Annotated in this window: 15 protein-coding genes; 9 read left to right on the top strand and 6 right to left on the bottom strand. The window is 71.9% G+C overall.

Translation table 11 applies throughout. The features are described 5' to 3' along the window. Positions 1–95: 95 nt before the first annotated feature. The gene (locus ACYVF4_RS00965) at positions 96–1370 is read left to right on the top strand and encodes a hypothetical protein (RefSeq protein WP_460718856.1); all 1275 of its coding nucleotides are present in this window, start codon (positions 96–98) and stop codon (positions 1368–1370) included. A gap of 23 nt (positions 1371–1393) precedes the next feature. Here the strand turns inward: ACYVF4_RS00965 and sucB are convergent, their stop codons facing one another. The 3 genes from sucB to ACYVF4_RS00950 all read right to left on the bottom strand — a co-directional run bounded on the left by sucB (position 1394) and on the right by ACYVF4_RS00950 (position 6131). Beyond that, positions 1394–3220, bottom strand: a complete 1827-nt coding sequence (gene sucB / locus ACYVF4_RS00960; RefSeq protein WP_460718854.1) for a 2-oxoglutarate dehydrogenase, E2 component, dihydrolipoamide succinyltransferase — start codon at positions 3218–3220, stop codon at positions 1394–1396. 62 nt (positions 3221–3282) lie between these two features. Then, entirely contained in the window at positions 3283–4656 is a 1374-nt protein-coding gene (gene lpdA / locus ACYVF4_RS00955) for a dihydrolipoyl dehydrogenase (protein ID WP_460718852.1), read from the bottom strand. Beyond that, the gene (locus ACYVF4_RS00950; RefSeq protein WP_460718850.1) at positions 4653–6131 is read right to left on the bottom strand and encodes a leucyl aminopeptidase; all 1479 of its coding nucleotides are present in this window, start codon (positions 6129–6131) and stop codon (positions 4653–4655) included. Before ACYVF4_RS00950 ends, lpdA begins: the two co-directional genes overlap by 4 nt. An 86-nt stretch (positions 6132–6217) precedes the next feature. Between ACYVF4_RS00950 and ACYVF4_RS00945 the strand changes: the two genes are divergently transcribed. From ACYVF4_RS00945 to murJ, 4 genes are all read left to right on the top strand, one after another. Then, a complete protein-coding gene (locus ACYVF4_RS00945) occupies positions 6218–7138 on the top strand; it encodes a proteasome assembly chaperone family protein (protein ID WP_460718847.1) in 921 nt (306 codons plus the stop codon). A 224-nt stretch (positions 7139–7362) separates the two neighbouring features. Next, a complete protein-coding gene (locus tag ACYVF4_RS00940; protein ID WP_460718846.1) occupies positions 7363–8700 on the top strand; it encodes an RNA polymerase sigma factor in 1338 nt (445 codons plus the stop codon). Then, positions 8697–9392 carry a coenzyme F420-0:L-glutamate ligase gene (locus ACYVF4_RS00935; RefSeq protein ID WP_460718844.1) on the top strand — a complete coding sequence of 232 codons (696 nt, stop codon included), beginning with the start codon at positions 8697–8699 and terminating at the stop codon, positions 9390–9392. Before ACYVF4_RS00940 ends, ACYVF4_RS00935 begins: the two co-directional genes overlap by 4 nt. A 13-nt stretch (positions 9393–9405) precedes the next feature. Further along, positions 9406–10995, top strand: coding sequence for a murein biosynthesis integral membrane protein MurJ (gene murJ / locus ACYVF4_RS00930; protein WP_460718842.1), 1590 nt, complete (start codon positions 9406–9408; stop codon positions 10993–10995). A gap of 7 nt (positions 10996–11002) precedes the next feature. Here murJ and ACYVF4_RS00925 read toward each other — a convergent pair whose 3' ends face one another. Then, positions 11003–12037, bottom strand: coding sequence for a sugar-transfer associated ATP-grasp domain-containing protein (locus ACYVF4_RS00925; RefSeq protein WP_460718840.1), 1035 nt, complete (start codon positions 12035–12037; stop codon positions 11003–11005). A gap of 78 nt (positions 12038–12115) precedes the next feature. On the opposite strand from ACYVF4_RS00925, the gene ACYVF4_RS00920 reads away from it, so the two are divergent. Genes ACYVF4_RS00920 through ACYVF4_RS00910 form a run of 3 tightly spaced genes read left to right on the top strand, consistent with a single transcriptional unit; the run spans position 12116 to position 14867 of the window. After that, positions 12116–13144 (top strand): sugar-transfer associated ATP-grasp domain-containing protein, encoded by a 1029-nt coding sequence (locus tag ACYVF4_RS00920; protein WP_460718838.1) that lies wholly within the window; start codon positions 12116–12118, stop codon positions 13142–13144. After that, entirely contained in the window at positions 13141–13806 is a 666-nt protein-coding gene (locus ACYVF4_RS00915; RefSeq protein ID WP_460718836.1) for an alanine racemase C-terminal domain-containing protein, read from the top strand. The genes ACYVF4_RS00920 and ACYVF4_RS00915 overlap by 4 nt, the downstream gene beginning before the upstream one ends. Then, positions 13803–14867 carry an alanine racemase gene (locus tag ACYVF4_RS00910; protein ID WP_460718834.1) on the top strand — a complete coding sequence of 355 codons (1065 nt, stop codon included), beginning with the start codon at positions 13803–13805 and terminating at the stop codon, positions 14865–14867. Before ACYVF4_RS00915 ends, ACYVF4_RS00910 begins: the two co-directional genes overlap by 4 nt. A gap of 38 nt (positions 14868–14905) precedes the next feature. Here the strand turns inward: ACYVF4_RS00910 and ACYVF4_RS00905 are convergent, their stop codons facing one another. Further along, a complete protein-coding gene (locus tag ACYVF4_RS00905) occupies positions 14906–15130 on the bottom strand; it encodes a DUF7455 domain-containing protein (protein WP_460718831.1) in 225 nt (74 codons plus the stop codon). A 171-nt stretch (positions 15131–15301) separates the two neighbouring features. Here ACYVF4_RS00905 and ACYVF4_RS00900 point away from each other — a divergent pair, with 171 nt between their 5' ends. Beyond that, the gene (locus tag ACYVF4_RS00900) at positions 15302–17371 is read left to right on the top strand and encodes a DNA gyrase/topoisomerase IV subunit B (protein WP_460718829.1); all 2070 of its coding nucleotides are present in this window, start codon (positions 15302–15304) and stop codon (positions 17369–17371) included. A 65-nt stretch (positions 17372–17436) separates the two neighbouring features. Here ACYVF4_RS00900 and ACYVF4_RS00895 read toward each other — a convergent pair whose 3' ends face one another. Continuing rightward, a complete protein-coding gene (locus tag ACYVF4_RS00895) occupies positions 17437–19893 on the bottom strand; it encodes a DNA gyrase/topoisomerase IV subunit A (RefSeq protein WP_460718827.1) in 2457 nt (818 codons plus the stop codon). Positions 19894–19958 lie beyond the last annotated feature (65 nt).

The raw sequence follows: 19958 nt of genomic DNA, 5'->3' as shown, positions 1-19958 counted from the left end.
AACCTCTCCTCCCCAGGTGGGCGCGACGCGACGATCGTCCACAGATGCCCGCCCGGGTCGCCGCGGTCCGATCGTGCACGGCGACGCTGGTGCGCATGTCCTCTCCTTCCGACGCGTCGCGCATCTTCCGTCGCGTCCGCGCCATCTCGGGCGGCACCGACGCCCCCTGGCCGGGCATGCTGTGCCACGACGCCGAGGGCGAGCGCGTGCACGTGGTCGACGCGGCGACGCTGCCGGCGGACTGGGCCGGCTGGCGCGCCGAGGCGGACGGTCATCTCCTCGCCCCTCACGACGTGGTGCGCCGGCCCGGCGGGCACGACGTCGTGCTCCCCGCGTGCGACGAGACCGTGGCCGGCCTCCTGGACCGGCGTGCGCGCGCCGGTATCGCGATCGGCGCGGGAGAGGCGGTGACGCTGGCGGTGAGCGCACTGCGAGCCCTGGCCGAGCTGCGGGACGCACCCGAGGAACCCGGGCAGTGGTGGGTGGCTGCGGACGGGCGTCCCCTCCTCGCGGCAGGGGTCGGCGACGACCCCGCCCGCGCGTCCTGCCTCGCCCTGCTCGACCGCCTTCGCGGCGACGTCGCCCTGGCCTGCTGGGACGAGGTGCGTCAGGCGGCGGGCGCCGACCGTCTCTCGGGGCTCGAACTCGCGCGCGCCGAGGATGCGCTGTTCGACGAGGCGGAGCCGGCTCCCCTCGTCCTCGCCGTCCCCGCACCCCGACTGGCCGCTTCCGCCCGCCGGGACGAGCCGATGTTCGGCGGCGAACCGGCCGCCGAGCCCTGGACGGGACGCCTGGTGCGCCACGTCGACGCCGACCTGGCCGATCTCGTGTCCAAGGCGACGACGGGGCTCTGGCGCCGGGCCGGCCGGCCGCCGGGGTCCCGCCGCCCGTGGGCACTCGCGGGCGCGGCCGCCGGCGTGGTGGTGGTAGCCGGCATGATGTGGCCGGCACCGGGGGAGCCCTCGGCCGCGGAGCCGGCGGTGCGGGCGAGCCCGACCGAGTCTGCGCCGCATCCGCACCAGACGCCACCCGTGACGGAGACGGATGCCGGTGACGCCGAGGCGCGCGCTCGGCCGGGCGACTCCGTGGCGATCGGCGACCGGCTCGTGGCGCTGCTGACCGCACGGCGCGCGTGCGAGGGCGATGTCGCGTGCCTGGCGGGGATCCAGGACGACCCGGCTCGCACACTGCCGGCCGGTCCCATCGACGAGCCCGCCGACCGGCTGGCAGTACAGCTCGTCGACGACCTCGGCGATGTCGTCATCCTCCAGGTCGCAGGGACGGATGGCCGCCGGCAGCTGGTCGTGATGGCGCGCCAGAACGAGAGATGGCTGCTGCGCGACGTTCACGACGTCGCGCAGCAGCCATGATCGAGAGGCCTTCCGGCCCCCGCTCAGACCCCCAGCTGCGAGGCGAAGGAGGCCTGCTCGAGGCGCGCCTTGACGGCGCCGAGGAATCGGGCCGCATCCGCGCCGTCCACGATGCGGTGGTCGTAGGACAGTGCGAGGTAGACGTACGAGCGGACCGCGATGGCCTCCTGCCCGTCGATCTTCACCACACCCGGCCGCTTGACGACGGTTCCCGTCCCGAGGATCGCCGACTGCGGCAGGAAGACCACCGGCGTGTCGAACAGCGCACCGCGGGAGCCGGTGTTGGTCAGCGTGAACGTTCCGCCGGCCAGCTCGTCGGGCTTCAGCTTGTTCTCGCGGGTCCGCGCGGCGAGATCGGCGATCTCGTGCGCGATCTGCGCGATGTTCTTCGTCCCCGCGTCGCGGACGACCGGCGTCAGCAGGCCGCGTTCCGTGTCGACCGCGATCGACAGGTTCTCGGTCGCCGGGTAGACGATCTTGTCGCCGTCGACCGTGGCGTTGATGACGGGGTGCGCCTGGAGGGCCTCGGCGGCGGCGAGGGCGAAGAAGGGCAGGAACGACAGCTTGTCGCCGGTCTTCGCGTGGAAGTCCGCCTTGACCTCGTCGCGGTAGGCGGCGAGCTTCGTGACGTCGACCTCGACGACCGTGGTCAGCTGGGCCGTGGCCTGCATGGACGCGACCGCGCGCTCGGCGAGGACCTTCCGAAGCCGCGACATCGGCTGGGTGGTGCCGCGCAGCGGCGAGACCTCGACCTGCGGAGCGGCAGCAGCCTGTGCGTCCGCCGCGGGAGCCGCCGTCGAGGCGGCCGCCTTCAGGACGTCCTCCTTGCGGATGCGGCCACCCACGCCCGACCCGGAGATCGTGCTGAGGTCCACGCCCTGCTGCTGAGCCAGGCGGCGAACGAGCGGAGTGACGTAGGTGACACCCTCGTCGTCACCGCCGGCCTGGGCCGGAGCGGCAGGCGCCGGAGCGGCAGCAGGCTGGGCAGCGGGCGCCGGGGCGGGAGCTGCAGCGGGTGCGGGAGCCGCGGCGGGCGCGGGCTGGGCGGGTGCCTCCTGCGCGGGAGCCTGTGCGGGCGCGGCCTCGGCCGGAGCCTCGGCCGGCGCGGACGCCTCCTGATCAGGCGCCTCGGCCGGCGCGGCAGCGGGAGCGCCGTCACCGATGCGGGCGAGCGGTGAGCCGACGGCCACCGTCTCGTCCTCCTTCACGAGGATCTCCTGGAGGACCCCGGCGAACGGCGCCGGGATCTCGGTGTCGACCTTGTCGGTCGAGATCTCGAGCAGCGGCTCGTCCTCGGCGACGTCGTCGCCCACCTGCTTCAGCCAGCGCGTCACCGTGCCCTCGGTGACCGACTCGCCGAGCTCGGGGAGGACGACGTCCTTGCCGCCCGATGCCGCCGGCTGCGCGGCCGGTGCGGCGGGGGCCGCCTGCTCGGGTACGGGCTGCTCGGGTGCGGGCTGCTCGGGTGCGGGCTGCTCGGCTGCGGGCTGCTCGGCTGCGGGCTGCTCGGCTGCGGGCTGCTCGGCCGGGGCGGGGGCTTCGGCCGCGGGGGCCTCGGCCGGGGCGGGAGCCTCGGCGGCGGGCGCCTCCTGCGCCGGGGCGCCGGCGCCGGAGCCGTCGCCGATCTTCGCCAGGACCGCGCCGACCTCGACTGTCTCGTCCTCCTGGACGAGGATCTCCTCGATGACGCCGGCGACCGGCGAGGGGATCTCGGTGTCGACCTTGTCGGTCGAGATCTCGAGCAGTCCTTCGTCGGCCTCGACGGTGTCGCCGACCTGCTTGAGCCAGCGGGTCACCGTTCCCTCGGTGACGCTCTCTCCGAGAGCGGGGAGGACCACGGAAGTGCTCATGGGCTTGTCTCCTTAAAGATGCCGATTGGCGTCTAGCTTAGTGATGCGGGTGGGTCGGTTCGTCAGAGCGTGTGAAGCGGCTTGCCCGCGAGAGCCAGGAGCGCCTCGCCGAGCGCCTCGCTCTGAGTGGGGTGGGCGTGCAGGAACGGCGCGACGTCTTGGGGGTGGGCCTCCCAGCCGACGATGAGCTGCGCCTCAGAGATCAACTCTCCGACGCGGTCGCCCACCATGTGGACGCCGACGACGGGGCCGTCGACGACGCGCACCACCTTGACGATGCCGGCCGTGCCGAGGATCTCGCTCTTGCCGTTGCCCGCCAGGTTGTATTCGTGCACCGACACGCTCTCGGCGCCGTGGCGCTCGCGCGCGCGCTCCTCAGTGAGGCCGACCGAGGCGACCTCGGGGCTGCTGTAGGTGACGCGGGGCACGTGCAGATCGTCGACGGGCACCGGTGTCAGCCCCGCGATCTCCTCGGCGACGAAGATCCCCTGCTGGAATCCGCGATGCGCCAGCTGCAGGCCGGGGACGACGTCCCCGACCGCCCACACGTGCGGGACGGTCGTGCGCAGCCGCTCGTCGACGACGACGAATCCGCGGTCGAGCTCCACTCCGGTCTCGTCGAGGCCGATGCCGCCGGTGGCGGGCCCCCGCCCCACCGCGACAAGCAGGTAGTCCGCCCGCAGGGCGCCGCCGTCCTCGAGTTCTACGGTCACCCCTTCATCGTCCTGAGACGCCGCAGCGAAGCGCACTCCGGTGCGCGCGGTGATGCCGCGCTTCCGGAAGGCGCGCTGCAGGGCGGTGCTGGAGCTCGGATCCTCGGTGGGCACGAGCCGGTCCAGCGCCTCCACGATGGTGACCTCGACGCCGAACGAGCGCCAGACGCTGGCGAACTCCACACCGATCACCCCGCCGCCCAGGATCACCACCGAGGAGGGCACGACGTCGAGGGCGAGAGCCGCCTCGCTGTCGAGGATGCGCCCGCCGAGCGCGAGGCCCGGCAGCGTGCGGCTGTAGGAGCCGCTGGCCACGACCACGTCCGTGCCCCGGTAGACGTCGTCGCCGACGCGCACCGCAGGGCCGGCTTCGAGTCGTCCCTCGCCGGCGACGACCGTGATGCCGCGCGCGGTGATCAGGCCGCGCAGTCCCTTGAACTTCTTGCTCACGATGCCTTCGCGGTACGCGCGCACCCCCGCGGGGTCGACGCCGTCGAAGGCGGCCCGGATGCCGATCTGCGCGGCGTGGCGCGCGCTCTCGGCCACTTCCGCCGCGTGCAGCATCGCCTTGGTGGGGATGCACCCACGATGCAGGCACGTGCCGCCGAGCAGGTCCTTCTCGACCAGCGCGACACGCCGGCCGAGTTCCGACGCGCGCAGCGCGGCGGCGTAGCCCCCGCTGCCGCCGCCGAGGACGACGAGGTCGAAGACGTGTTCGCTCATGCGCCCACCCCCGCGGCGAAGCGGATGAGGCTGCGCACGGTCGCCCCGGTGGGTCCCTTGTCGGTGTGGCCGTACGCGGGACCCTTGTTCGTCCCCGATCCGGCGATGTCCAGGTGCACCCACGGGATGCGGGCCGCGTCGGGGGCGTCCGACGACCGCCCGACGAAGTGGCGCAGGAAGAGTCCTGCGAACAGCGCACCGCCCGCGGGATCGCCGATCTTGGCGTTCTGCAGGTCGGCGATAGGGGAATCGAGCTCATCGACCATGTGATCCGGCAGCGGCAGTTGCCACGCCTGCTCTCCGGCCTGCGCCGCCGCAGCGAGGTACGCCTCCACCGCCTGGTCGTCGCCCATGACGCCGGTGTGGCGGTTGCCGAGCGCGACGACCATCGCACCGGTGAGGGTGGCGACGTCGACGATCACGTCGGGCTTCTCGCGACTGGCGGCGACGAGGCCGTCGGCGAGCACGAGGCGGCCCTCGGCGTCGGTGTTGAGCACCTCCACGGTCGTGCCGTCCAGCATCCGCAGGACGTCCCCGGGTCGCGTCGCCCGGCCCGACGGCATGTTGTCGGCCACGCACAGCCACGCCGTCGCGTGGACCGGAGAAGCGGTCGCAGCCAGCGCCCGCAGGACCGCCAGCGCGGTCGCGGCGCCTGCCATGTCGTACTTCATCCCCACCATCGAGGCCGCCGGCTTGAGCGAGAGGCCTCCGGTGTCGAAGGTGATGCCCTTCCCCACCAGCGCGATGTGGCCTCGCGCGCCGTCGGGGGAGTAGTCCAGCCGGATGAGACGCGGCGGGCGGTCCGAGCCCTGGCCCACCCCCAGGATCCCGCCGTAGCCGCCCTCGCGGAGCGCGTCCTCGTCGAGCACCTCCACCGTCACGGGCAGGCCCGCGACGGCCTCGGCGGCGCGCTCGGCGAAATCGGCCGGGCCCAGCCATTCGGCGGGCGTGTGGACGAGATCCTTCACGAGGGCGACGGCCGCCGCCTCGGCGCGCACCTCGTCGAGGACCGCCTCGTCCGCGTGGTCCTCGACGCCGTGCACGAGCACGCGCGCGGCGCGGGGCTTGGGGGCCTCGGTCTTGTAGCCGTCGAACCGGTACCCGCCCAGGAGCGCCCCCTCCGCGGCCGCACGCCACGACGCGGCGGGCGCCGCCGGCAGGGCGACCGACACCGTCGTGAACCCCGTGAGGGACCGGATGCCGGTGCCGACGGCATCCCGCACGGCAGCCGCGTCGGGGTCGGCACCGGTGCCGACGACCGCGAGGGGAAGCGTCGTGGACTGCGGGGCGTGGACGCGCACGAAGGAGTTCGGGGAGCCGGTGAAGCCGGTGGCCAGGAGGGCCTCGCGCAGTCCCGGCCAGTCCGCGAGCGCCGGGTCCTCGGCGTCGGTGACGGGCGGGAGGGCGAGCAGCACGGCGTCGGCGCCGGCCTCTCGGGGGGGATCGGAACGATATTCGAGGTCGGGGTGCGACATGGGCTCCATCCTATGGACGCCGCTGTTCGCTGTGAGCGGGACGCGGCCGGATCCGCCGGTGACGGGCTGCTCGTAGCATGGAGGTCATGCTGTTCCCCGGCCCGATCCTCGAGCGCTCCGCCGCCGCCCCGGCGGTCGCGCGCGGGCTCCCCCTCGTGATCGCCCTGACCGGTTTCACCGACGCCGGCAGCGCCGTCTCTCGCCTGGTGCAGTACTTCCGGGACGAGACCGATCCGGTGCCGCTGGCCGTCTACAGCAACGACGTCCTGTTGGACTACCGCGCACGCCGACCTGTCATCTCGTTCGACCAGGACCACCTCAGCGACTACCGGCCCGCCCGCCTGGAGCTCTCGCTCGCGCACGACACCCTCGGCCAGCCGTTCCTGCTGCTGGCCGGGTACGAGCCCGATTTCGCCTGGGACGCGTTCGCGCAGTCCGTGGTGTCACTGGCGGACGAGTACGGCGTCAGCACGGTCACGTGGGTGCACGCCATCCCGATGCCCGTCCCTCACACCCGCCCGCTCGGGACGACGGTCAGCGGCACCCGGACAGAGCTCACGGCGGCGCATTCGGTCTGGCAGCCCCAGACGCAGGTCCCCGCCACCGCCGGTCACCTGCTGGAGCTGCGCTTCGCCGAGTCGGGGGCTGCCGTGGCAGGCTTCGTGCTGCTCGTGCCGCACTATCTCGGCGACACCGAGTACCCCGCCGCGGCGCTGGCGGCGCTGGACAGCCTGACCGTCGCCACCGGGCTCGTCTTCGCCGGCGACGTGCTGCGCGATGAGAACCGCGAATATCTGGGCAAGGTCGACGAGCAGGTGGAGGCCAGCGACGAGCTCTCACGTATGGTGAGCGCGCTGGAGGAGCGGTACGACTCCTACATGGCCGGCTCCACCACGGCGACCCCCATGGTCCACACCGGCGACCTGCCCAGCGCCGAGGAGCTGGCAGCGGAACTCGAGCGGTTCTTGGCCACCCGTCCCTCCGACGAGGACAAGCGGGGCTCCTGAGCACGGAATGCCGGCGCGGGCGGGGGCGTTGTCTTCGGAGACGGAACACCGGCCACCCGCAGACGGGGCGCGCGCGGGGAGTATGAGACAATGGACCTTCCGACCCGTTGTCAGGATCGTCCGACGCGCTCCGCGCGAGGGCCGATCGACTTGACAAGGGTCTTACTAGTGTCCGAGATCGACCGGGGGATGTGCTGTCGGCACCCGCTGGTGAAAGGCGAAACGTGACTCCAGGCACGAACACCAAGGACCGCGCGGCGGCGGCGAAGGACACCGACGTCGAGCCCACCTCCGCCGAAGGGCCCGCGACGGCTGCGAAGAAGCCGGCAGCGAAGAAGCCCGCCGCCAAGAAGCCCGCGGCCAAGACCGCGAAGGCCTCCCCGAAGACGGCCGCCAAGAAGCGCGCGGACGACGAGGACGACGACGAGATCGAAGCGGACGTCGAGCTGGAGGACCAGGCCGACGCCGCCGACGACACCGATGACGCCGATGCCACGGACAAGGCCGACGACAAGTCGGCCGGCGACGGCGACGAGGACGAAGAGAGCACGAAGCCTGCCTTCACCGAGCCGCTGCCCACCGGCGCGATCGTGCTGTCCTCGAGCGACGAAGACGATGTCCCGGTCTACTCCACGCAGATCACGGGTGCCACCGCCGACCCCGTCAAGGACTACCTGAAGCAGATCGGAAAGGTGCCGCTGCTCAACGCGGCCGAAGAGGTCGAGCTGGCGATGCGGATCGAGGCGGGCCTGTTCGCCGAAGAGAAGCTGTCGCACATGTCGGCCGCCGAGAAGACCAGCCAGCTGGGTCTGGACCTGCAGTGGGTCGCCCGCGACGGCCAGCGCGCGAAGTCCCACCTGCTGGGCGCGAACCTGCGCCTGGTGGTCTCCCTCGCCAAGCGCTACACCGGCCGCGGCATGCAGTTCCTGGACCTCATCCAGGAGGGCAACCTCGGTCTCATCCGCGCCGTCGAGAAGTTCGACTACACCAAGGGCTTCAAGTTCTCGACCTACGCCACGTGGTGGATCCGCCAGGCCATCACCCGCGCCATGGCCGACCAGGCGCGCACCATCCGCATCCCGGTGCACATGGTCGAGGTCATCAACAAGCTCGCGCGCGTCCAGCGTCAGATGCTGCAGGATCTCGGTCGCGAGCCCACGCCCGAGGAGCTCAGCCGCGAGCTGGACATGACGCCTGAGAAGGTCATCGAGGTCCAGAAGTACGGCCGTGAGCCGATCTCGCTGCACACCCCGCTGGGCGAGGACGGCGACAGCGAGTTCGGCGACCTCATCGAGGACACCGAGGCTGTCGTGCCCGCCGACGCGGTGGGCTTCACCATGCTGCAGCGCCAGCTCGAATCGCTGCTGGACTCCCTCTCGGAGCGTGAGGCGGGCGTCATCCGCATGCGCTTCGGCCTCGGGGACGGGCAGCCCAAGACGCTCGACCAGATCGGCGACACCTTCGGCGTGACCCGCGAGCGGATCCGCCAGATCGAGTCCAAGACGATGGCTAAGCTGCGCCATCCCAGCCGCTCGCAGTCGCTGCGGGACTACCTCGAGTGAGCGAGGCGAACGCCGGGAAGGCGCTCACGGTCCAGATCGACGGCGCGTCGTACGCCCGCGTCCCCATCCGCACGCGCGTGGTGATGCCGGGCGACGACCTCGACGCGTTCGTCCGCGAGTACGCCGCCGCCGAGGTCCGGCCCGGCGACCTGCTGTTCGTGACCGAGAAGATCGTCGCCATCACGCAGGGGCGGTCGTACCTCGTCGAGGAGATCAGGCCGCGTCGCCTGGCGCTCTTTCTCTCGAAGTACGTCACGCGCACGCCCTACGGCATCGGCCTGGGCATGCCCGAGACGATGGAGATGGCCCTCCGGGAATGCGGCACGCCGCGCATCCTGCTGGCCGCGGCCGTCTCGGCCGTGACGAAGGCCTTCGGTCGCAAGGGCGACTTCTACCGGATCGCCGGCGACAAGGCCCGCGCCATCGACGGACCTACCAGCGGAACCATTCCGCCGTACAACAAGGCCGTCGTCCTGGGCCCGGAGCGACCGCGCGAGGTCGCCGAGCACCTCAAGGCGCTGCTCGGCGGCGTGTGCGAGGTGGCGGTGGTCGACATCAACGACCTCGGCGGGAACATCCTCGGCTCGACCGTGGACCGCCAGACCGAGCGCCGGCTCGTCGCGATCCTGCGCGACAACCCGCTCGGCCAGGGGCACCAGTCGACGCCGCTGGGCATCGTCCGCGCCGCGTGAGCGACATCCTCGGATGAATCTCGCGCGCGCGAGCTCGCTGATCGCCGCCGGCACCCTGGCGTCCCGCATCACCGGGCTCATCCGGACGGTCGTGCTCGTCAGCGCGATCGGCATCTACGCCGCCGGTGACGCGTTCTACGTCGCCAATCAGCTGCCCAACACCGTTCTGACGCTGATCTCGACGGGGCTGCTCACGGCGGTGATCGTCCCTCGCGTGGTCGCCGCCAGCACCCAGGCGGACGGCGGCCGCGTCTTCCTGCCCAAGCTCCTCACGGCGGGTGCCTGCATCCTGCTGGCGGCCACCGCCGTGGCCATGCTCCTCGCGCCGTGGCTGATCTGGATCCTCGCGGAGGGGTTCTCCGAGCAGCAGCGCGCGCTGTCTACCGCGTTCGCCTACTGGTGCCTGCCGCAGATCTTCTTCTACGGCATGTTCGCCCTCATCGGCGAGAGTCTCAACGCCCGCCGGATCTTCACGCCGTACGCGTGGGCGCCGGTGCTCAACAACATCGTCTCGATCGCCGGCTTCGCCGCGTTCATCCTGCTCTTCGGCGGCGACCGGAGCGGGCTGGACGGCTGGACGCCGGGCGCGATCGCCCTCGTGGGCGGGACGGCGACGCTCGGCATCATCGCTCAAGCCGTCGTGCTGGCGGTCGTCTGGCGACGCTCGGGGATCCCGCTGCGCCCCGACTTCCGCTGGCGCGGGGTCGGATTCGGGAGCATGGGGGGCCTTGCCACCTGGACGTTCGGGATGGTGCTGGTCACCCTCGGCGCCGGGATCGTCCAGGTCCGGGCGATGTCCGAGGCCTCCGGCGACAACGTCTCGGTCACCGTCTGGGGGAACGCGTGGCTGGTGTACATGGTCCCGTACGCCCTGATCGTGCTCTCGATCGGCACTCCCTACTTCACGCGCATCAGCGAACACGCCACGGCCGGCCGCGACCAGGCGGTGCGCGACGACATCGCCGCGGCCATCCGGACCCTCGGCCTGTTCGTCGTCGTCGCGGCGGCGGCCCTCATCGCCGCGGCGGTGCCGGCATCCCGCATCTTCACCAACGCCGCGTCGGACGCCGAACTGGCGGCGCCGGTGCTGGTGGCGTTCCTGTTCTCGCTCGTCCCGATGGCGGTGCTGTTCATCATCCAGCGCACGTTCTACGCCTACGGCGACACCCGGACGCCGTTCTTCTTCACGCTCGTCCAGGGGATCCTCGTGGTCGTGCTGACGATCGCGGCGGTCCACACCGTCCCCGCCGAGTACCTCACGGCCTCCGTCGCGGCCGTCCAGACCGCGTGCGGCATCATCGAGCTGCTGCTGGCGATCTGGCTGCTGCGACGCAAGCTCGGCCTGCTCGGACTGCGCGCGCCCGTCCTCGCCCTCGCCCGCTTCCTCGTGGCCGGCCTCCCCAGCGGCGCGCTCGGATACGCGGTGTTCGCCTGGTCGGGGGGCACCGGCGGCTGGATGCTGCACAACGTGTTCACGGCTGCCGCGGGGACCGCCCTCATCGGCGTCGTCAGCGGCGCCGCGTACCTCGGTGTCCTCGCCGCGATGCGCACCCCCGAGCTGTCGGGCGCGATCGGCCTCGTCCGGGAGCGCTTCTCGCGCTGACCCGCGGTCAGCCTCGGCGGTCGAGCACCCCTGCGCCGACGGCGTCGCGGTAGCGCGACAGCAGGCCCGTGCGCACGCCCGAGACGCTCGGCTTCATCTGGAAGACGCTGGAGTTGTGGTTCGCCTCGATGAGTGCGGGACCGGTCGGCGTGATCGCGACGTCCCACCCGACGTAGGGCACCGTGGGGAGCCGTCGCGAGGCCTCTTCGACCATGGCGAGCGCCTCGCGGTAGAAGGGGACCTCGAAGCCCGCGATCGCGACGCCCGTGACCGGATGCCGGTCGAAGACGTGGGAGTTCTTGTCGACGCCCGCCCACTTGGCGACGCCGCGGTCGTCCAGCATCGTGAACATGCCGCCGCCGGCGAAGTTGTCGACGACGCCGCCGTTGCCGATGCGCAGCACAGAGGCGATGACATGGAAGACGCCGTCCGGAGCCCGATAGGTGATGATGCGCAGGGTGTTGACGCTGCCGGCGTACAGCTCGGACATGCGCTCGTGCTGGGGGAGGAGCTGTTCGACCAGCGTCCGGCCGTCGGTGACCAGCTGCTGCCGCCACGCGTCGATGTCGGCGATGTCGGCCGTCGTGAACGCGGCGATGCCGCGCCCGCCCTCGCCTCGGGCGGGCTTGACCAGGACCCGGTCGTGCCTGCCGAGGAAGTCGGCGAGGTCCGCGGGCTCGGCATCGGCGGCGTCGATCCACTCCCGCCCGATCATGTCGGCGAAGTCGCGGTAGAACCTGGGCTTGTCCCCGAGGAGCGCGGCCGAGTCGGGGCCGTTGAGGGTGTTGTTGAGGCGGATCGCCTTGGGATGGGTCATCCACGTCGCACGCTCGCGTCCCGACAGCAGCCGGATGTCCCACACCGCGTAGTCGCGGAAGCCCATCTCGTACCGGACCGAGCACCACAGCATGTCGGCGACGATCACCGGCAGCGGAGCCCGCGAGACGCGCTTGACCTGACGGGCGAACTCGATCACGTTGGCCGGGCTGAGGCGCCTCGCCCGCTGGAACAGATAGCGCACGCGCAACGAGACCTGTGACACCCGGACACGCTAACACGCGCGGGCCGCCGCCCCGGGAGCCCGGCCGCGCGCGGTCGGCCTCGTATAATCGGCAGTTCTATGGACATCTCGCTCAAAGCCCGCGCCGGCTACTTCCTCAAGCGCGCCGCCGCCTTCCGGCCGTCCCGCGTGTGGGGCTTCGCCCGCCAGATCTCCGACGAGCAGGGCAAGTGGGCCGTCCCGATCTTCTTCGACATGCTGTGGTCGGCCGCGTTCCGCGACACCGCCTACCTCGACTACTACGAGGCGGACTTCGCGCTGCTCAACCGGCGGGAGCGCCGGACGTTCATGACGTCGCTGCTGCAGCACCACCTGGCGAACGCGCTCAACGACCGCGAGTCGGCCAAGACGCTCGAGAACAAGATCAGCTTCAACCGCGCGTTCGGCGACCTGCTCGGGCGCGAGTGGATCTCCCTCGAGGACACCGACGCCGAGGGGCTGCGCGCATTCGCCGAGCGGCATCCGGTCATCATCGCCAAGGTGCCCGTCAGCCGAGAGGGCAAGGGCGTCTTCCGCTACGACACGTCGGACGTGACGGACTGGGAGGCCTACCGGGCGGAGCTGATCGCGAAGGGGCAGGTGCTCATCGAGCAGCCCATCGTGCAGCATCCGTACCTCGCGTCGTACTGCGCCGGCACAGTGAACACCACCCGGATCACGACCTACTTCGACGGCGAGCGCGTGCACCCGCTGGTGATGGTGCAGAAGTTCGGCCGCGGCGCCGTGAGCGATCAGTTCACGTGGGGCGGCTTCTTCACGATGCTCGACGACGACGGCCACTCCGTCGGCCCCGGGCACACCGGCAAGCACAAGAGCCGCTACCTCGAGCACCCCGACTCCGAGCAGTCGATCGTGGACTTCCAGGTGCCCCTGTGGGACCAGGTCATCGCGCTCGTCGACGAGGCCGCCCGCCGCATCCCCGACGTGCCCTATGTCGGGTGGGACGTCGCGGTCGGGCCCGAGGCGCCCGTGCTCATCGAGGGCAACTGGACGCCCGGGCTGTACGAGACGCGCGTGAGCGCCACGGGCATCCGCGAAGGCTCGCGCCCGCGGCACGAGCGCGCGATGGGTGACGCCCTCCGACGATGAGCGTCCTCGCCCGCATCGCGGCCGACGCGCTGCGCCGCAACGCCCTCGACGCGGCCCCGGATGCCGTCCTCGACCTGCGCGCCGACGCGTGGGGCCACGGCGCGGACGTCGTGGCGTCGGTGCTCCGGCCGCTGGGGCCCCGCACGGTCGTCGCGGACGCATCCGTGGCTGAGAGCCTCCGCGCCGCCGGTCACGATGTCGCAGACAGGATCCCGCCGGGCGCGACCCGCATCGATCCCCGCCGGCTGTACGGGCTGGACGGTGCCGGCACGCCCGTGATGCGCCTGTCCGGGACGGTGCTGAGCACCAAGCTCCTGCGCCGCGGCGAAGGCGTGTCCTACGGCTACCTCCACCGGGCCGACGCCGACACGCGGATCGCTCTGGTCGCCGGCGGTTACGCGCAGGGCGTCGTGCGCGCCCTCGGTGAGTCGGCGTCGGTGAGCATCCGCGGCATCCGCTGCCCCATCCTCGGCCGCGTGGCCATGGACGTGTGCGTCGTCGAGATCGGCGACGCGCCGGTGCAGCGGGGCGACGTCGCGTGGTTCTTCGGCGACCCCGCCGCAGGACACCCCGCTCTGGCTGAGTGGGAGCGCGCGACCGGCCTCGATGCGGCCGAGCTCGTCGCGGCGGTCGGCAGCCACGCGAAGCGGGTGCTCGAGTGAGCGCCCGGCTGACGGTCGACCTCGCCGCGCTGGAGCGCAACATCGACCACGTCCGGGGCCTGGTCGCCCCGGCGGAGCTGATGCTCGTGGTCAAGGACGACGCGTACGGACACGGTGTGGAACGCGTGGTTCCGTGCGCGGTCGCCCGCGGGATCACGTGGATCGGCGCCTTCGACGTCGCCACCGCGGCGGCGGTCCGGCGGATCGCGGGCGACGGCATCCGGATCTTCGTGTGGGTGCTGCCCGAGGGCGACGACGTCACCGCCGCCGTCGCGATGGACCTCGACCTGGGGGTCGGCGACGCCGCCCTGCTGGAGGACGCGGCCGAGGTCGCTCGCACCGCCGGGGCCGTGGCCCGCGTGCACCTGAAGATCGACACCGGCCTGCACCGCAACGGCATCCGGCCCGAGGAATGGCCGGCCGTCGTGCGGCGCGCGCGGGCCCTCGAGCAGGAGGGGCGGATCGACGTGGTCGGCGTGTGGAGCCACATCGCCGAGGCCTCCGACGCCGAGGACGACGCCGCCCGGGCGCTCTTCGACAGCGCCGTGGACGTCGCGCGCGAGGCCGGCCTGCGGCCGCGTCTGCGGCACCTGGCGGCCAGCGCCGCCGGGACCGCGCGAGCGGAGTTCCGCTACGACATGGTGCGGGTCGGCGCCTTCTGCTACGGCATCGCGCCGGCGGGCGGCCCGGACGCGCGGGCGCTGGGGGTCACGCCGGTGGCGACGCTGACGGCGTCGGTCACGGCCGTGACCGACGGATCGGCGCGCGTCGACATCGGGATGCTGGACGGTCTGCCCTCGAGTCTGGGCGGGCGTGTCGCGGTCGGCACCCCCGGCGGGCCGCGGCGACTGCTGCATGTGGGCGAGACGTCGGACGTCCAGCCCTGGCCGGGGGCACGAGCCGGCGACGATGTGCGCATCTACGGGCCGGGGGAGTGGGGCGAGACCACCGCGACGGGGCTCGCCGAGGCGATCGGGACCATCGGCGAAGAGATCGCCGTGCGCCTGTCACCGGGGATTCCGCGCGAGAACGCCGAGACCCGACCGGGCCTGCGGGCCTGATCGGGTCTCGGCGTCGTCGGATACGGCTGCGCGCGGACTCAGAGAGTCTCGTGCAGCCGGGCGGTCTCGTCGTGCCACGACGTGGCGACCGCGCGGAGCTTCTCCTCGTACTTGCGGCCGTGGTGCGCGCAGAAGAGCAGCTCGCTGCCGTTGACCTCGGCGGCGATGTAGGCCTGCGCGCCGCATGAGTCGCAGCGGTCGGTCGCGGTGAGGCGGTGCTCGAGGACGGCCGCGGGCTCGGTCGGTGTCGAGAGCGTGTTCATGTCGGTGCCTCCTCGTGCGCGTGGTGCTTCGGGTATCGGTCATGACATACAACCACGCGCGCGCGGGGTGGATGCCCCGATCGGGTGACAGTTCGCTGAGCGCGTACGTCGACCCGTGACAGCCGTGTGGCGTGCACGGGCGTGTCGGCGGCGCGGATACGCTTGAGGATTGTGACCGTCGAATACTCCGCCCACCACCTGCAGGTGCTCGAGGGTCTCGAGGCGGTCCGCAAGCGGCCCGGTATGTACATCGGCTCGACCGACTCGCGCGGTCTCATGCACTGCCTGTGGGAGATCATCGACAACTCCGTCGATGAGGCCCTCGGCGGGCACGGCGAGCGGATCGACATCGTCCTGCATGCCGACGGCAGCGTCGAGGTCCGCGACCGCGCGCGCGGCATCCCGGTCGACGTCGAGCCGCGCACGGGCCTGAGCGGTGTCGAGGTCGTCTTCACCAAGCTGCACGCCGGCGGAAAGTTCGGCGGCGGGTCGTACGCCGCATCGGGCGGTCTGCACGGCGTGGGCGCGTCGGTCGTCAACGCGCTCTCGGAGCGACTGGACGTCGAGGTCGACCGCGGCGGGAAGACGTGGGCGATGTCGTTCCACCGCGGCGAGCCCGGCATCTTCGACGGCCCGACGCCGGACTCCGCATTCCAGCCGTTCGAGCGCAGCAGTGAGCTGCGCGTGGTCGGCAAGGCCGCGCGCGGCGTCACCGGCACGCGCATCCGGTACTGGGCGGACCGGCAGATCTTCACGAAGGATGCCGCGTTCGCCGTCGCCGAGCTCGAGCAGCGCGCCCGCCAGACGGCCTTCCTCGTGCCGGGTCTCGAGATCGTCATCCGCGACGAGCGGTCCGGCGATCCCGTCGAGACCACCCACCGCTACGACGGCGGCATCTCGGAGTTCGCGGAGTTCCTGGCGCCCGACGCGCCGGTGACCGACACGTGGCGCCTGACCGGGTCCGGCACCTTCATCGAGACCGTCCCGGTGCTGCAGCCCTCGGGGGCGATGGTGCCCACCGAGGTGGAGCGCGAGTGCCACGTCGACATCGCCGTCCGCTGGGGAACCGGTTACGAGACGGTCACACGTTCATTCGTCAACATCATCGCCACCCCGAAGGGCGGGACGCACCAGCAGGGCTTCGAGCAGGCGCTCATGAAGGTCCTGCGCGAGCAGGTCGCCCTGAACTCCCGCCGGCTGAAGGTCGGCGGCGACAAGCTCGAGAAGGACGACATCCTCGCGGGCCTGACCGCCGTGCTCACCGTGCGCCTTCCCGAGCCGCAGTTCGAAGGTCAGACCAAAGAGGTGCTCGGCACTCCCGCCGTGCGCCAGATCGTCACGTCGGTGGTCACGCGGGAGCTCACCGCCCGGCTGACCTCCACCAAGCGCGACGACAAGTCGCAGGCGGCGCAGCTGCTGGACAAGGTGGTCGCCGAGATGAAGGCGCGCATCTCGGCGCGCGCCCACAAAGAGACCCAGCGCCGCAAGAACGCCCTGGAGTCGTCGTCGCTGCCGGCCAAGCTGGTGGACTGCCGATCGACCGATGTGGCCGAGTCCGAGCTGTTCATCGTCGAGGGCGACTCGGCACTGGGCACCGCGAAGCTCGCCCGCAACAGCGAGTACCAGGCGCTGCTGCCGATCCGGGGCAAGATCCTCAACGTCCAGAAGGCGTCGGTCAGCGACATGCTCTCCAACGCCGAGTGCGCCTCCATCATCCAGGTGATCGGCGCCGGTTCCGGGCGCACGTTCGACCTCGCCTCCGCCCGGTACGGCAAGGTGATCCTCATGAGCGACGCCGACGTGGACGGCGCGCACATCCGCACGCTGCTGCTGACGCTGTTCTTCCGGTACATGAGACCGCTCATCGAGGACGGCCGCGTGTTCGCGGCGGTGCCGCCGCTGCACCGCGTCATCGTGATCAACCCCGGCTCCAAGCCCAACGAGACCATCTACACCTACAACGAGAACCAGCTGCACACGCTGCTGGCCAAGCTCCGCAAGTCCGGCCGGCGCTGGCACGAGCCGATCCAGCGCTACAAGGGGCTCGGCGAGATGGATGCCGAGCAGCTGGCCACGACCACGATGGATCGCGCCGGCAGACTCCTCCGCCGTGTCCAGGTGTCGGATGCCGAGGCGGCCACGACCGTGTTCGAACTCCTCATGGGCAATGAGGTGGCCCCGCGCCGCGAGTTCATCATCGACGCGTCCGACCGCCTCGCGCGCGAGCGCATCGACGCCTGAGCACCGACCGCCGCCGACGGGCGACGGTCTCTCACCGCGCGGTGGTCGTCACCGCCCGGCGTCCACTACCGCACGGTGGTGCCGATGGCGCCGACCACCGCGTCCAGCGGCTGTCCCGAGGCGTCGCGCTTGGCGCCCGCCGACGGCAGCGCCCGGACGCTTCCGTCGCCGCCGACGGCGCGCGGCTCGACGCCCACCCACGCGAGGGTGACGGCGTCCTCGCCCTTGAGGAAGCGCTGCACGCGCACACCACCGGTCGCACGGCCCTTGGCGGGGAACTCCTCCCACGCCGAGACCTTGGCCGTCCCGGCATCCGTCCCCGCGATCGCACTCGTGGAGCCCGCGACGGTGACGACGACGGTGTCGGCGTCGGCAGCCGGCACGACACCGAAGTAGACCGCGTGGGCGCCGGCAGAGAGCCGGATCCCGGCCATGCCGCCCGCCGCGCGCCCCTGAGGACGGACACTCCCGGCGTCGAAACGGAGCAGCTGGGCATCCGAGGTGACGAAGACGAGCTCGGCGTCGTCCGCGGCGGGCGCCGCCCCGACGACCCGGTCGCCGGGCTTGAGCGCGATGACCTCGATGTCGTGCTTGCCGGCCAGCTCGGCTGCCGAGACGCGCTTGACCACGCCCTGCGCCGTCCCGAGCGCCATCACGGGCGCGTCGGCCAGGGGGACGAGGGCGACGACGTGCTCGTCCGCACCGAGCGTGAGGTAGTGGTCGGCGCGCGTGCCCGCGGCCGGCTGCACCGCATGGGGAGGCACCGACGGCAGGTCCACGGGTGAGAAGCGGATGAGACGGCCCGCAGAGGTGACGGCACCGAGGTCGCCGCGCGTCGTCGCGTCCACGGCGGAGCGGATGGCGTCGTGCTTGGAGCGGCGCGACGGCGGGACGATCCCACGGGAGTCGTCGCCGCCGAGGTCGGCACGCACCATGCGGCCGGTGGCCGACAGGAAGACCCGGCACGGGGAGTCGGCGATCTGCAGATCCGCCGGCTGCTTGGACCGTGACGCCTTCGACGCCGCCACCCCGCCGTTCAGCAGCAGGGTGCGGCGGGGCGTGCCGTAGGTCTCGGCCGCCGCCTCGAGCTCACGAGCCACCTGCGCGCGCAGCAGCACGTCGCTGCCCAGAAGTTCCTCCAGCCGCGCGATCTCGGCCTTCAGCTCGTCCTGCTCGGCCTCGAGCTCGATGCGCGAGAACCGGGTGAGACGCCGTAGCCGCAGCTCGAGGATGTACTCCGCCTGCACCGTCGAGAGGTCGAACACCTCGGTCAACCGCGTCCGGGCCTGCTCGCTGTCGTCCGACGAGCGGATCACCTGGATGACCTCGTCGATGTCGAGGATGGCGATCAGCAGGCCCTCGACCAGGTGCAGCCGCTCGCGGCGGCGGTCCAGGCGGTAGCGGCTGCGTCGTGTGACGACCTCGATGCGGTGGCCGAGGTAGACCTGCAGCATCTCGCGCAGGCCCAGCGCCTGCGGCTGACCGGCGACGAGGGCGACGTTGTTGATGCCGAAGGAGTCCTCCAGCGGCGTCACCCGGTAGAGCTGCTCCAGCACCGCCTGCGGATCGAAGCCCGTCTTGATGCCGATGACCAGCCGCAGTCCCTTGTGGCGATCGGTCAGGTCGACGACGTCGGCGATGCCCTGGAGCTTCTTGGACCCCACGGCATCCTTGATCTTCTCGATCACCCGCTCGGGACCGACCAGGTACGGCAGCTCCGTGACGACGAGCCCGGTGCGACGCGGCCCGAGCGACTCGATGGACACCTTCGCGCGGGTACGGAACGTGCCGCGCCCGGTCGTGTAGGCGTCCTTGATGCCGTCGAGGCCGACGATGATGCCGCCGGAGGGCAGGTCGGGTCCCGGCACGAACTCCATCAGCTCCTCGACCCCGGCGTCGGGGTTGTCGAGCAGATGGATGGCGGCCGCCACGACCTCCACGAGGTTGTGGGGCGCCATGTTGGTGGCCATGCCGACCGCGATCCCGGTGGCGCCGTTGACGAGCAGGTTGGGGAAGGCCGCGGGCAGGACCTCCGGCTGCTGGAACTGCCCGTCGTAGTTCGGGATGAAGTCGACGACGTCCTCGTCGAGGTTCTCGGTCAGGGCGAGCGCCGGCGGGGCCAGGCGCGCCTCGGTGTACCGCGCGGCGGCGGGACCGTCGTCGAGCGAACCGAAGTTGCCGTGGCCGTCCACGAGCGGCACGCGCAGCGAGAACGGCTGCGCGAGGCGCACGAGCGCGTCGTAGATGGCCGCGTCCCCGTGGGGGTGCAGCTTCCCCATCACCTCGCCCACGACGCGTGCGCTCTTGACGTGACCGCGGTCGGGCCGCAGCCCCATGTCCGCCATCTGGAAGAGGATGCGGCGCTGGACGGGCTTGAGTCCGTCCCGGGCGTCCGGCAGGGCGCGGGAGTAGATGACCGAATAGGCGTACTCGAGGAACGACCCCTGCATCTCGGTCGAGACGTCGACGTCCTCGATGCGGCCGTGATCGGCGGGAGCGGGATCGGTGCGGGATGCAGGCATGACGGTGTGGCCTCGGGGACGGCGAACTGCGAGGGGCCGAATCCGCCGTGTGGGAGACTGGCCCG

This window comes from Microbacterium aureliae, assembly GCF_054780155.1.
This window is presented reverse-complemented; position numbering and strand designations above follow the sequence as displayed.